The 13508-nt window shown below is 49.8% G+C and carries 10 protein-coding genes and 1 pseudogene; 2 read left to right on the forward strand and 9 right to left on the reverse strand.

What is annotated here, in order from left to right:
• The first annotated feature begins 306 nt into the window (after positions 1 to 306).
• Both WBL83_RS18205 and WBL83_RS18210 read left to right on the forward strand, forming a co-directional pair.
• On the forward strand, positions 307 to 615 hold the full coding sequence (locus WBL83_RS18205; protein WP_034492306.1) for a PTS sugar transporter subunit IIB: 309 nt from the start codon (positions 307 to 309) through the stop codon (positions 613 to 615).
• A gap of 3 nt (positions 616 to 618) precedes the next feature.
• Positions 619 to 936, forward strand: coding sequence for a PTS lactose/cellobiose transporter subunit IIA (locus tag WBL83_RS18210; protein ID WP_064541387.1), 318 nt, complete (start codon positions 619 to 621; stop codon positions 934 to 936).
• A 69-nt stretch (positions 937 to 1005) separates the two neighbouring features.
• Here WBL83_RS18210 and rpoC read toward each other — a convergent pair whose 3' ends face one another.
• The 9 genes and pseudogenes from rpoC to tuf all read right to left on the reverse strand — a co-directional run.
• Complete coding sequence (gene rpoC, locus WBL83_RS18215) at positions 1006 to 5232, reverse strand: DNA-directed RNA polymerase subunit beta' (protein WP_424590453.1); 4227 nt, start codon at positions 5230 to 5232, stop codon at positions 1006 to 1008.
• An 85-nt stretch (positions 5233 to 5317) separates the two neighbouring features.
• Entirely contained in the window at positions 5318 to 9346 is a 4029-nt protein-coding gene (gene rpoB / locus WBL83_RS18220) for a DNA-directed RNA polymerase subunit beta (RefSeq protein WP_424590454.1), read from the reverse strand.
• A gap of 323 nt (positions 9347 to 9669) precedes the next feature.
• Positions 9670 to 10035, reverse strand: coding sequence for a 50S ribosomal protein L7/L12 (gene rplL / locus WBL83_RS18225; RefSeq protein ID WP_183273243.1), 366 nt, complete (start codon positions 10033 to 10035; stop codon positions 9670 to 9672).
• A 66-nt stretch (positions 10036 to 10101) separates the two neighbouring features.
• On the reverse strand, positions 10102 to 10599 hold the full coding sequence (rplJ, locus tag WBL83_RS18230) for a 50S ribosomal protein L10 (RefSeq protein ID WP_424590455.1): 498 nt from the start codon (positions 10597 to 10599) through the stop codon (positions 10102 to 10104).
• A 295-nt stretch (positions 10600 to 10894) separates the two neighbouring features.
• Positions 10895 to 11599, reverse strand: a complete 705-nt coding sequence (gene rplA, locus WBL83_RS18235; RefSeq protein ID WP_424590456.1) for a 50S ribosomal protein L1 — start codon at positions 11597 to 11599, stop codon at positions 10895 to 10897.
• Between the two features lie 3 nt (positions 11600 to 11602).
• Positions 11603 to 12031, reverse strand: coding sequence for a 50S ribosomal protein L11 (gene rplK, locus WBL83_RS18240; protein WP_120066378.1), 429 nt, complete (start codon positions 12029 to 12031; stop codon positions 11603 to 11605).
• A 159-nt stretch (positions 12032 to 12190) separates the two neighbouring features.
• On the reverse strand, positions 12191 to 12736 hold the full coding sequence (gene nusG, locus WBL83_RS18245) for a transcription termination/antitermination protein NusG (RefSeq protein WP_034461806.1): 546 nt from the start codon (positions 12734 to 12736) through the stop codon (positions 12191 to 12193).
• A 1-nt stretch (position 12737) separates the two neighbouring features.
• Positions 12738 to 13121: a preprotein translocase subunit SecE gene (secE, locus tag WBL83_RS18250; RefSeq protein WP_034461807.1), complete on the reverse strand. Its 384-nt coding sequence runs from the start codon at positions 13119 to 13121 to the stop codon at positions 12738 to 12740.
• 235 nt (positions 13122 to 13356) lie between these two features.
• Positions 13357 to 13508 (reverse strand): annotated as a pseudogene (gene tuf / locus WBL83_RS18255) (elongation factor Tu); the annotation flags it as partial.

Genomic DNA, 13508 nt, shown 5'->3' on the forward strand with positions numbered 1-13508 from the left:
TGGCTCACTGTGCTGGTTTTAGTTTTAGTGGTATATACCACCAAACCAGAGCCTATGTACTTGTGCATTTTCTGTCAATGGACGCCAAAGTGCTTTAACTGGATTAAGTGCGTTTTGTGACCATTGCCACATTCAAAAGTGCAGCACTTAGAAAAACGCCCTTTCCGGGAAACCGAATATGTAACCGGTTTCAGCTCATACGAGTTTCTTTTGTGATACCTCACACACAATCATCGCAAAGCGGTTGTTGTACCGAGGCGTCACGGATAATTATCTGTATATCCAACGGACACTGAGAGCAGATCTATGAAGAATATCGTTTTGTGTTGTGCAGCGGGTATGTCGACTAGCATTTTGGTCCAACGCATGAAGGACGCCGCTCAGAAGAAAGGTATTGAAGTCTCTATCAAGGCTGTGCCGGTTGCCGAATTCAAAGACAATATCGATACCGCCGATATTGTGCTATTAGGCCCACAAGTTAAATATGAACACGCCAAACTTCAGGCTATTGCAGAACCGATGGGTAAAACGGTTGCCGTTATCGATATGATGGATTACGGCATGATGAAAGGTGATGTCGTGCTGGATAAAGCTCTGAAAATGATGGAGTCCTGAAACGTGGAAGATTTAGAAACGATTATCATGGAATTGTTGGTCAATGCGGGTAGCGCACGCAGCCAGGCACTGACAGCACTGCAAATGGCACGTAAAGGTGATTTCGCAGCGGCGCAACAAGCGATGGAAGAATCTCGTGAGTTTGTAAAACATGCGCACAAAATTCAGACCCAGCTGATCGGGTTAGATGAAGGTACCGGTAAACTGCCCGTTAACTTGATTACCGTGCATTCCCAGGATCACTTGATGAATGCGATGGTGATTCAAGATTTAGCTGAAGACATGATTGAACTGTATCGTCGCCTGCCTTTAGCTAACTGATTTCTGATTTATTTCAGGCATAAAAAAACCGCTCTTTCGAGCGGTTTTTGTTTTTAGCGACTCTAACGATTAATCGTTGTCGTTACCGCCCAGACCACCGGCATTCAGAAGCTCTGCCAGGCTGGCAGTTGCATCTGCTGCAGTTACCTGAGGTACAACAGGTGCTTCACCCGCTGCACGACGGCGCATGCGATCCTGGTGGTACGCATAACCGGTACCAGCTGGGATCAGACGACCCACGATAACGTTCTCTTTCAGGCCGCGCAGTTCGTCGCGTTTACCCGCAACAGCTGCTTCGGTAAGCACACGAGTTGTCTCCTGGAACGATGCCGCGGAGATGAAGGACTCGGTTGCCAGAGAGGCTTTGGTGATACCCAGCAGATCACGTGAGAAGGACACGTTAATCTTGCCGTTCGCTTCCAGTTCGCGGTTAGCGATCTTGACGCGAGAGTATTCAGCCTGCTCACCTTCCAGGAAGTCGGAGCTGCCAGCGTCAACGATGGTTGCTTTACGCAGCATCTGACGCACGATGACTTCGATGTGTTTATCGTTAATCTTAACGCCTTGCAGACGGTAAACGTCCTGCACTTCGTTGGTGATATAACGAGTCACAGCATACACGCCACGCAGACGCAGAATGTCATGCGGAGATTCTGGACCATCGGAAACAACGTCACCACGTTCTACAACTTCGCCTTCGAACACGTTCAGCTGACGCCATTTTGGAATCATCTCTTCGTAAGCATCGCTGCCATCGAGTGGAGAGATTACCAGACGGCGTTTGCCTTTGGTTTCTTTACCGAAGGAGATGATCCCGCTGATTTCAGCAAGGATAGCTGGCTCTTTCGGACGACGCGCTTCGAACAGATCCGCAACGCGTGGCAGACCACCGGTGATGTCCTTGGTACCACTGGATTCCTGAGGAATACGCGCCAGGGCGTCACCAGAGTGAATCTGAGTACCATCTTCCAACTGAACAATCGCTTTACCTGGCAGGAAGTACTGAGCTGGCATATCTGTACCAGGGATCAGAACGTCGTTACCTTGAGCATCAACAATTTTCAGTGCTGGACGCAGATCTTTACCACCTGTAGTACGCTCTGCAGAATCCAGAACAACCAGAGATGACAAGCCTGTCAGTTCGTCAGTTTGACGAGTAATGGTCTGGCCATCAACCATGTCAGTAAAGCGGATGAAACCACTTACTTCGGAGACGACTGGCATTGTGTGCGGATCCCAGTTTGCTACGGTCTCGCCCGCTGCAATCTGCTCGCCATCACCTTTACCCATTACCGCACCGTAAGGAACTTTATAGCTCTCTTTAGTACGACCGAATTCGTCGATCAGTTTCAGTTCAGTGTTACGAGAAGTCACTACCAGTTTACCGGCAGAGTTTACAACCGACTTCGCATTGCTGAGCTTGATGCTACCTTTGTTCTTAACCTGAATGCTGGATTCAGCAGCAGAACGAGATGCCGCACCACCGATGTGGAACGTACGCATCGTCAGCTGAGTACCTGGTTCACCGATGGACTGTGCCGCGATAACCCCGATAGCTTCACCTTTGTTGATGATGTGACCACGGGCCAGGTCGCGACCATAGCAGTGAGCACAAACACCAAAGTCAGTTTCGCAACCTACTACGGAACGGACTTTAACGCTGTCAACAGAGTTCAGTTCTAACACGTCACACCATTGCTCATCGATCAGGGTGTTACGGGTTACCAGGATGTCCGCAGTACCCGGCTTGATCACATCTTCAGCCGTTACACGGCCCAATACGCGATCGCGCAGTGGTTCTTTAACATCGCCGCCTTCGATCACCGGAGTCATCGTGATACCTTCGAGGGTGCCACAATCGTCTTCGGTAACAACCAGATCCTGTGCAACGTCAACCAGACGACGCGTCAGATAACCGGAGTTCGCAGTTTTCAGTGCGGTATCCGCCAGACCTTTACGAGCACCGTGCGTGGAGATGAAGTACTGGAGTACGTTCAGACCTTCACGGAAGTTCGCGGTGATTGGCGTTTCGATGATAGAGCCATCTGGCTTAGCCATCAGACCACGCATACCTGCCAACTGACGAATCTGTGCTGCAGAACCACGAGCACCGGAGTCGGCCATCATGTAAATGCTGTTGAAGGAAACTTGTTGCTCTTCGACGCCGTCACGGTTAATAACGGTTTCAGTTTGCAGGTTGTCCATCATCGCTTTAGATACACGATCGTTCGCCGCAGCCCAGATATCGATAACTTTGTTATAGCGCTCGCCTGCTGTTACCAGACCAGACTGGAACTGTTCCTGAATTTCAGCAACTTCAGCTTCCGCTTCAGAAATGATTTCAGTTTTCTTCTCTGGGATGACCATGTCATCGATACCAACGGATACACCTGAACGCGCTGCATAAGCAAAGCCGGTATACATCGTTTGGTCAGCAAAGATTACTGTAGGCTTCAGGCCCAGGATACGATAACAAGTGTTCAGCATCTTGGAGATTGCCTTCTTGCCCAGCGCCTGGTTGACGATGGAGTAAGGCAGACCTTTCGGTACGATCATCCACAGAATCGCACGACCAACGGTGGTGTCGATTAAGCTGGTTTTGGCAACGAACTCTTCGTTCTCGCCTTTTTCGTATTCGGTGATACGCACTTTTACACGCGCATGCAGAGAGGCCAGACCTGCGCGATAGATACGCTCAGCTTCTTTAGGGCCAGTCAGCACCATGCCTTCGCCTTTGGCGTTAACACAGTCACGGGTCATGTAGTACAGACCCAATACAACGTCCTGTGAAGGAACGATGATTGGTTCGCCGTTCGCAGGTGACAGGATGTTGTTGGTAGACATCATCAGCGCACGCGCTTCCAACTGAGCTTCAAGCGTCAGTGGAACGTGTACTGCCATCTGGTCACCATCGAAGTCGGCGTTATATGCCGCACAAACCAGCGGGTGCAGCTGGATAGCTTTACCTTCGATCAGTACAGGTTCAAATGCCTGGATACCCAAACGGTGCAAAGTTGGTGCACGGTTCAGCAGTACCGGGTGTTCGCGGATAACTTCGTCCAGGATATCCCAAACGACAGCTTCTTCGCGCTCAACCATTTTCTTCGCAGCTTTAATGGTGGTAGCAAGACCACGCAATTCCAGCTTGCCGTAGATGAACGGCTTGAACAGCTCCAGTGCCATTTTCTTAGGCAGACCGCACTGATGCAGACGCAGGTATGGACCTACGGTGATTACAGAACGACCGGAGTAGTCAACACGTTTACCCAACAAGTTCTGACGGAAACGACCCTGTTTACCTTTGATCATATCAGCCAAAGATTTCAGAGGACGCTTGTTAGAACCGGTGATCGCACGACCGCGACGGCCGTTATCCAGCAGGGCATCTACCGCTTCTTGCAACATACGTTTTTCGTTACGTACGATGATGTCAGGAGCAGCCAGATCCAGCAGGCGTTTCAAACGGTTGTTACGGTTGATAACGCGACGATACAGATCGTTCAGATCTGAAGTTGCGAAACGACCGCCATCCAGCGGTACCAATGGACGCAGATCTGGCGGCAGAACCGGCAGAACTGTCAGGATCATCCACTCTGGTTTGTTACCAGATTGAACGAACGCTTCCAGCAGTTTGATACGCTTGGTCAGCTTTTTACGTTTGGTTTCAGAGTTGGTTTCGTTCAGCTCTTCACGCAGAGTTTCACACTCTTGCTCCAGATCCATGTTTTTCAACAAGGCCTGAATAGCTTCCGCACCCATCTTCGCATCGAATTCGTCACCGAACTCTTCCAGCGCATCCAGATACTGCTCTTCAGTCAGGATCTGACGACGCTCGAGGTTGGTCATCCCGCCTTCGATTACCACATATGATTCGAAGTAAAGAACACGTTCGATATCACGCAGTGGCATATCCAGCAGCAAGCCGATACGAGACGGCAGAGACTTCAGGAACCAAATGTGTGCAGTTGGGGAAGCCAGCTCGATGTGACCCATGCGCTCACGACGCACTTTAGTTTGGGTTACTTCAACGCCGCACTTCTCACAAATTACACCACGGTGTTTCAAGCGCTTGTACTTACCGCACAGGCACTCATAGTCTTTTACTGGCCCAAAAATACGAGCACAGAACAGACCGTCACGTTCTGGTTTGAACGTACGGTAGTTAATGGTTTCCGGCTTTTTAACTTCACCAAAAGACCAGGAACGGATCATGTCTGGCGATGCCAGAGCGATTTTGATCGCATCAAACTCTTCGGTCTTAGTTTGCGCTTTCAGAAACTTAAGTAAGTCTTTCACGGATTAGCTCCCGTCGGAGTGAGACTTCTCAGAGATGTCCGGTGTGACCCGGACATCCTGTAACCAGTACAGCAGATGCGAGTAATTACTCGTCTTCCAGCTCGATGTTGATACCCAGCGAACGGATTTCTTTCAACAATACGTTGAAAGATTCCGGCATGCCTGGTTCCATCTGATGGTTACCGTCCACGATGTTTTTATACATCTTAGTACGGCCATTAACGTCATCAGACTTAACAGTCAGCATTTCTTGCAGAGTATAAGCAGCACCGTAAGCTTCCAGCGCCCACACTTCCATCTCACCGAAGCGCTGACCACCGAACTGAGCCTTACCACCCAGCGGTTGCTGAGTAACCAGGCTGTAAGAACCGGTAGAACGCGCGTGCATTTTGTCATCAACCAGGTGGTTAAGTTTCAGCATGTACATGTAACCTACGGTTACTGGACGCTCAAACTGCTCACCGCTACGGCCGTCGAACAGTGTGATCTGACCGGAAGTCGGCAGGTCACCCAGTTTCAGCAGCTCTTTGATTTCAGACTCTTTTGCACCGTCGAAGACAGGAGTAGCAATCGGCATACCTTTTTTCAGGTTCTCAGCCAGACGCAGAACTTCATCATCGCTGAAGGTGTTCAGGTCAACTTTCTGACGAACATCTGAACCCAGGTCATACGCTTTCTGAATAAATTCGCGCAGCTTGGAAACTTCTTCCTGCTTTTTCAGCATGGCGTTGATTTTCTCGCCGATGCCTTTAGCAGCCATACCCAAGTGGGTTTCCAGAATCTGACCGATGTTCATACGAGATGGTACGCCCAGCGGGTTCAGTACGATGTCTACCGGCGTGCCGTTTTCATCGTAAGGCATATCTTCGATCGGGTTGATCTTGGAGATAACACCTTTGTTCCCGTGACGACCTGCCATCTTGTCACCAGGTTGGATCTGACGTTTAACGGCCAGATACACTTTAACGATTTTCAGCACGCCAGGTGCCAGGTCATCGCCCTGAGTGATTTTGCGGCGCTTAGCTTCAAGTTTCTTCTCAAACTCGTGCTTCAGCTCGTCGTACTGCTCTGCCAGCTGTTCCAGCTGGTTTTGCTTCTCTTCGTCAGTCAGACCCAGTTCCAACCAGCGATCGCGTGGCAATTTGTCGAGCTTCTCAGCTTCAACACCGCCAGCAACCAGCACAGCATGGATACGAGCAAACAGACCAGCTTCAAAGATCTGCAGTTCTTCAGTCAGGTCTTTCTTAGCCTGCTTCAGCTGCATCTCTTCGATTTCCAGCGCGCGCTTGTCTTTTTCCACGCCATCGCGGGTAAAGACCTGCACATCGATAACGGTACCGGAAACGCCGTTTGGTACGCGCAGAGAAGAGTCTTTAACGTCAGACGCTTTCTCACCGAAGATTGCACGCAGCAGTTTCTCTTCTGGAGTCAGCTGGGTTTCACCTTTAGGCGTTACCTTACCAACCAGAATGTCACCACCGGTCACTTCAGCACCGATATATACGATACCGGACTCATCCAGTTTAGAAAGAGCAGCTTCACCCACGTTAGGGATGTCCGCAGTGATCTCTTCTGGCCCCAGCTTGGTGTCACGAGACACACATGCCAGTTCCTGGATGTGAATAGTTGTGAAACGATCTTCCTGAACAACACGCTCGGATACGAGGATGGAGTCTTCGAAGTTGTAACCGTTCCACGGCATGAACGCTACGCGCATGTTCTGGCCAAGAGCCAGCTCACCAAGGTCAGTAGACGGACCGTCTGCCAACACATCGCCACGTTCAACAGGCTCGCCCAGAGAAACACATGGCATCTGGTTGATGCAGGTGTTCTGGTTCGAACGGGTGTATTTGGTCAGGTTGTAGATGTCGATGCCTGCTTCACCAGCCAGCATTTCGTCTTCGTTAACTTTGATAACGATACGAGACGCATCAACGTACTGAACAGTACCGCCACGTTTAGCAACCGCAGTAACACCGGAGTCAACGGCAACAGCACGTTCCATACCAGTACCAACCAGCGGCTTATCAGCGCGCAGAGTTGGAACGGCCTGACGTTGCATGTTCGCACCCATCAATGCACGGTTGGCGTCATCGTGTTCCAGGAACGGGATCAGGGACGCACCGACGGAAACCACCTGTTGGGTGGAAACGTCCATGTAGTCAACCTGGTCGTTGCTGAACAAGCTTGATTCGCCTTTGCTACGGCAAGTTACAAGGTCGTCTACGAAACGGCCTTCTTCGTCCAGGTTGGTGTTCGCCTGAGCGATAACGTAGTTACCTTCTTCAATAGCAGAAAGGTAATGAATCTCGTCAGTCACAACACCTTCAACAACGCGACGATACGGAGTTTCTAAGAAACCGTATTCGTTAGTCTGTGCATATACAGACAGGGAGTTGATCAGACCGATGTTCGGACCTTCAGGGGTTTCGATTGGACATACACGACCGTAGTGGGTTGGGTGTACGTCACGTACTTCGAAGCCTGCGCGCTCACGGGTCAAACCACCCGGGCCGAGTGCGGAGATACGACGTTTGTGCGTAATCTCAGACAACGGGTTGTTCTGGTCCATAAACTGAGACAGCTGGCTGGAACCGAAGAACTCTTTAACCGCAGCAGAGATAGGCTTGGCGTTGATCATATCCTGAGGCATCAGGGTATCGAGATCGCCCAGTGACAGACGCTCTTTAACCGCACGCTCAACACGTACCAGGCCAACACGGAATTGGTTTTCCGCCATTTCGCCTACGGAACGGATACGACGGTTGCCGAGGTGGTCGATATCATCCACTTCGCCCTGGCCGTTACGAATGCCGATCAGTTTACGCATTACCTGGATGATGTCGTCTTTGCTCAGGATACCTGAACCTTCGATCTCATCACGCAGCAAAGAACGGTTGAACTTCATACGACCAACCGCAGACAAGTCATAACGGTCTTCGGAGAAGAACAGGTTCTCAAACAGGTTTTCAGCTGCTTCGCGAGTTGGTGGCTCGCCAGGACGCATCATGCGATAGATTTCAACCAGCGCGCTCAGGCGATCGTTGGTTGGGTCGACACGGATGGTCTCAGAAATGTATGCGCCGTGATCCAGGTCGTTGGTAAACAGCGTTTCGATACGCTTATGACCACACTGGCTCAGTTTAGCCAACAGATCCAAAGACAGTTCCATGTTCGCCGGGCAAATCAGTTCGCCAGTCGATGCATCAACGTAGTCTTTAGCCGCGACTTTACCAGCAATGTATTCAACCGGAACTTCGATAAGCTTAATATCGTCTTTTTCCAGCTGACGAATATGGCGCGCAGTAATACGGCGACCTTTTTCGACATAGATTTTGCCGTCAGCTTCGATGTCAAAGGATGCAGTCTCACCACGTAGGCGTTCTGGCACCAATTCCATCTGCAGCTTGTTGTCACGGATTTCGAAATTAACTTTCTCAAAGAACAGATCAAGAATCTGCTCAGTGGTGTACTGCAATGCACGCAGGATGATGGTCGCTGGTAATTTACGGCGACGGTCGATACGCACGAACAGGTTGTCTTTCGGGTCGAATTCGAAATCCAGCCAGGAACCACGGTAAGGGATGATACGTGCGTTATACAGCACCTTCCCAGAAGAGTGGGTTTTACCTTTGTCACTATCAAAGAACACGCCTGGGCTACGGTGTAACTGAGAAACGATAACACGCTCAGTACCGTTGATAACGAAGGTACCGTTATCAGTCATGAGTGGAATTTCACCCATGTAGACTTCTTGTTCTTTAATATCTTTAACGGTGCCTTCTGGCGCTTCACGCTCGTAGATCACCAGACGCAGTTTTACGCGCAGGGGAGCGGAATACGTCACGCCGCGGATCTGACATTCTTTAACGTCAAATACCGGCTCACCCAGACGATAGCTCACATATTGCAGCTCAGAGTTACCGCTGTAGCTTGCAATAGGGAAAACGGAACGGAAAGCCGCTTCCAGACCGTACTGGCCTTCAGGATCTTGCTCGATGAACTTCTGGAACGAGTCAAGCTGGATAGAAAGGAGATAAGGAATGTCCAGAACTTGTGGACGTTTTCCAAAATCCTTACGAATACGTTTTTTCTCGGTATAGGAGTAAACCATAGGGTTCCTCAGCTCGCTGACAAGTCGACCCATCTGCCCGACAAGGGGACAGTTTGTGCAACACTATTTTGTGGACCGGAAAGTGGAACACTTTCCGCAATACCTGTTTCTATCACTCTTAAACCATTTCGCTACGCTTTACCCCGGAACTCCCGGTGTAGAAAGTCGTAGTATATTAAGGCGTAGATAGAGACAAGCATTGAAAGACAACCAGTAGTCAAACAGTGTGAAATGCTACTGGCGCCTACAGCGCAAAAAGGCTGGTGACTAAAAAGTCACCAGCCATCAGCCTAATTTCTCAGGCTGCAACCGAAAGGGTTGGCTTATTTAACTTCAACTTCAGCGCCAGCTTCTTCCAGAGATTTTTTCAGTGCTTCTGCGTCATCTTTGCTCACGCCTTCTTTCAGCGCAGCTGGAGCGGATTCAACCAGGTCTTTTGCTTCTTTCAGACCCAGGCCAGTCGCGCTACGTACTGCTTTGATGACGGCAACTTTGTTAGCGCCAGCAGCTTTCAGAATAACGTCGAACTCAGTTTTTTCTTCAACAGCTTCAGCTGGGCCTGCAGCAACAGCTACAGCGGCAGCAGCAGAAACGCCGAATTTTTCTTCCATTGCAGAAATCAGTTCAACAACATCCATTACAGACATAGCTGCAACTGCTTCAATGATTTGATCTTTAGTGATAGACATAACAATTGTTCCTGAAAATCAGAATAAGTTTATACGTAAGCAAATGCGTTAGAGAGAAAAGTGCAATTAAGCAGCTTCTTTCTGATCGCGTACAGCAGCCAGAGTGCGAACCAATTTGCCTGCAGAGGCTTCTTTCATGGTTGCCATCAGGCGTGCGATTGCTTCTTCGTAAGTTGGCAGAGTTGCCAGGCGATCGATCTGGGCCGCCGGGATCAGCTCACCTTCAAAGGCTGCAGCTTTAACCTCAAATTTTGCATTCGCTTTAGCGAAATCTTTGAACAGACGAGCAGCAGCGCCCGGGTGTTCCATAGAATATGCAATCAAGGTTGGACCAACAAACGTGTCTTTCAGGCACTCAAACTGAGTACCTTCAACAACGCGGCGCAGCAAGGTGTTACGAACAACACGCATGTAAACGCCAGCTTCACGACCTGCTTTACGCAGTTCAGTCATTTTACCTACGGTAACGCCACGGGAATCCGCAACAACCGCAGACAGCGCACCTTTGGCTACTTCGCTGACTTCAGCAACAATCGCTTGTTTGTCTTGAAGATTTAAAGCCATTAGCTTTGCTCCTGGATATTAGCCGGGGTTTCCCCCGGAACTCACTTCATTCATTACCAAAACGATAATGAACGTCGACATACGGTGAGCAGAAACAAGCCAAAGACTATCAAAAATATTCTTCAGGTTCTGTCACCGTCTACGCAGGGTATTAAGTCTCTTGCGAAACTCCTGCGGTCTTGGACGGAGGCCTGGATAAGGCCAGGCTCCAACCGAAAATTCTGTGTGCCTCGCATTGCAAGGCAACGGGCGTAAGATTTTAGACTAATCTAACGCCCGCGTAAAGCAGCGATTATTAGTTCGCTACCGCGTTCAGACCAGACTGGTCGATCGCAACACCTGCACCCATAGTGGTAGACAGGCTAACTTTCTTAATGAAAACGCCTTTAGCCTGAGATGGTTTAGCTTTTTTCAGCGCAACCAGCAGAGATTCCAGGTTTTCTTTCAGTTTGTCAGTGTCAAAATCCACTTTACCGATGGTGGTGTGAATGATGCCGTTTTTGTCGTTACGGTAACGAACCTGACCAGCTTTAGCGTTCTTAACCGCTTCAGCAACGTTAGGAGTTACAGTACCAACTTTAGGGTTAGGCATCAGGCCACGTGGACCCAGAACCTGGCCCAGTTGGCCAACAACGCGCATTGCATCTGGAGATGCGATAACAACGTCAAAGTTCATTTCGCCTTTTTTGATCTGGTCAGCCAGATCTTCCATACCTACCAGCTCAGCGCCAGCAGCTTTAGCTGCTTCAGCGTTAGGGCCTTGGGCAAATACGGCTACGCGAACTGAACGGCCAGTACCGTGCGGCAGTACAGTTGCACCACGTACGTTCTGGTCAGATTTACGAGCGTCGATGCCGAGGTTTACAGCAACGTCAACGCTTTCTACGAATTTAGCGGTGGCCAGCTCTTTCAGCAGAGCAACGGCTTCGTTGATGTCGTACTGTTTAGTTGCATCAACTTTGTCACGGATCACGCGCATGCGCTTGGTCAGTTTAGCCATTTCTTAATCCTCCACTACCAGGCCCATGGAACGAGCAGTACCTTCGATGGAGCGAGTCATCGCTTCAACGTCAGAACCAGTCATGTCCGCAGCTTTGGTTTCTGCGATTTCACGCACCTGAGCACGGGTCACTTTACCCACTTTGTCTTTGTTCGGCTTACCGGAACCAGACTTGATACCTGCAGCTTTCTTCAAAAGAACAGCAGCCGGTGGAGTTTTAGTAACGAAAGTGAAAGAACGGTCAGCGTAAACGGTAATAACAACCGGAATTGGCAGACCTTTCTCCATGGATTCAGTTTTTGCGTTGAACGCTTTACAGAATTCCATGATGTTAACACCTTGCTGACCCAGAGCTGGACCAACTGGTGGACTTGGGTTCGCCATACCAGCTGCAACTTGCAGCTTGACGTAGGCTTGTACTTTCTTAGCCATCTTAATTTCCTCTAGTGGGTTATAACGCCTTACACAATGAAGGCTCCCCGTAAATAAATCGTTTTATACGTACAGGACGCATAAAAACAAAAGGCGCGAAATTGTAGTTCAATCTCGCGCCTTGTGCAACGAATAATCGCTGCTTTTACAAGCTAATTCTTAGGCTTTCTCTACCTGAGCAAAATCAAGCTCAACCGGCGTAGCACGACCAAAGATAGATACAGAAACCTTCAAGCGGCTCTTTTCGTAATCTACTTCTTCAACCACACCGTTAAAGTCGGCAAATGGACCATCACTGACGCGTACCATCTCGCCTGGCTCAAACAGCGTTTTAGGACGCGGCTTATCACCAACCTGCTGGAGGCGGTTCATAATCGCATCAACTTCTTTATCGCTGATTGGTGCAGGGCGGTCAGAAGTACCGCCGATGAAACCCATCACACGCGGTACGCTACGCACTAAGTGCCAGCTCGCGTCGTTCATTACCATCTGGACCAGAACATAGCCCGGGAAGAATTTACGTTCGCTTTTGCGACGTTGGCCACCACGGATTTCGACCACTTCTTCGGTCGGAACCATGACTTCACCAAACAACTCTTCCATGTTGTGCAATTTGATGTGCTCACGCAGCGATGTTGCTACGCGGCCTTCAAAACCGGAAAACGCCTGAACGACGTACCAGCGCATTTTAGGGGCTTCAGACATCTCAGAACCTCAGGCCAGTAATAAAAGAAACCAGGCGGACAAGAATACCGTCCAGCCCCCACAAAATCAGTGACATTACAGCGGTAACTGCAGCCACGATTAAGGTGGTGTGTAAAGTCTCCTGGCGAGTTGGCCAAATCACTTTACGAACTTCGGTTCTCGCTTCGCGGGCGAAAGCAACAGTAGCTTTGCCTTTTGTTGTTAACAGCGCGACACCACCCGCTGCAGCAATCAGCACAACCACGGCCAGGGCACGCAGAGGCAGACTCACATCTCTATAAATGTAGTTGCCCACGATCGCCACAATAAGCAGAGCAGCAACTGCCAGCCATTTCATCGCTTCCAGGCCGCGCCCGCTTCCTTGAGCTTCGGTATTCGCACTCATAAACCAACCCGTCACAGTAATTCAGACAAACATTTTTGCCCCGCATGTGCGAGGCAAAACCAAACCGAATGGCTCTTTCTCAGGTACTATTCGGTATAACGCCATCTTCAGAGCCTGTCTCAGCAATGATTATGAGTAAAAAATCACTGATGAGCCAGGTTCTGGATAGAGAGCGTACAAAAAGGGCATCAAATGATGCCCTTTTCTTGCGCGTTGCGTCAAATGTTATCAGCGATTAAGCGATAACTTTAGCAACAACGCCCGCGCCTACAGTACGGCCGCCTTCACGGATTGCGAAACGCAGACCGTCGTCCATCGCGATTGGGTGGATCAGGGTAACAACCATTTTGATGTTGTCACCAGGCATTACCATCTCAACGCCTTCTG

It is taken from the genome of Buttiauxella sp. (genome assembly GCF_049686335.1).
Lineage (GTDB): Bacteria > Pseudomonadota > Gammaproteobacteria > Enterobacterales > Enterobacteriaceae > Buttiauxella.

Bases quoted from the DNA above. Each gene is read 5' to 3' on its own strand.
- WBL83_RS18205 (WP_034492306.1), top strand. From the start codon at position 307: ATGAAGAATATCGTTTTGTGTTGTGCAGCGGGTATGTCGACTAGCATT.
- rpoB (WP_424590454.1), bottom strand. From the start codon at position 9,346: ATGGTTTACTCCTATACCGAGAAAAAACGTATTCGTAAGGATTTTGGA.
- rplL (WP_183273243.1), bottom strand. From the start codon at position 10,035: ATGTCTATCACTAAAGATCAAATCATTGAAGCAGTTGCAGCTATGTCT.
- rplJ (WP_424590455.1), bottom strand. From the start codon at position 10,599: ATGGCTTTAAATCTTCAAGACAAACAAGCGATTGTTGCTGAAGTCAGC.
- rplA (WP_424590456.1), bottom strand. From the start codon at position 11,599: ATGGCTAAACTGACCAAGCGCATGCGCGTGATCCGTGACAAAGTTGAT.
- rplK (WP_120066378.1), bottom strand. From the start codon at position 12,031: ATGGCTAAGAAAGTACAAGCCTACGTCAAGCTGCAAGTTGCAGCTGGT.
- nusG (WP_034461806.1), bottom strand. From the start codon at position 12,736: ATGTCTGAAGCCCCTAAAATGCGCTGGTACGTCGTTCAGGCGTTTTCC.
- secE (WP_034461807.1), bottom strand. From the start codon at position 13,121: ATGAGTGCGAATACCGAAGCTCAAGGAAGCGGGCGCGGCCTGGAAGCG.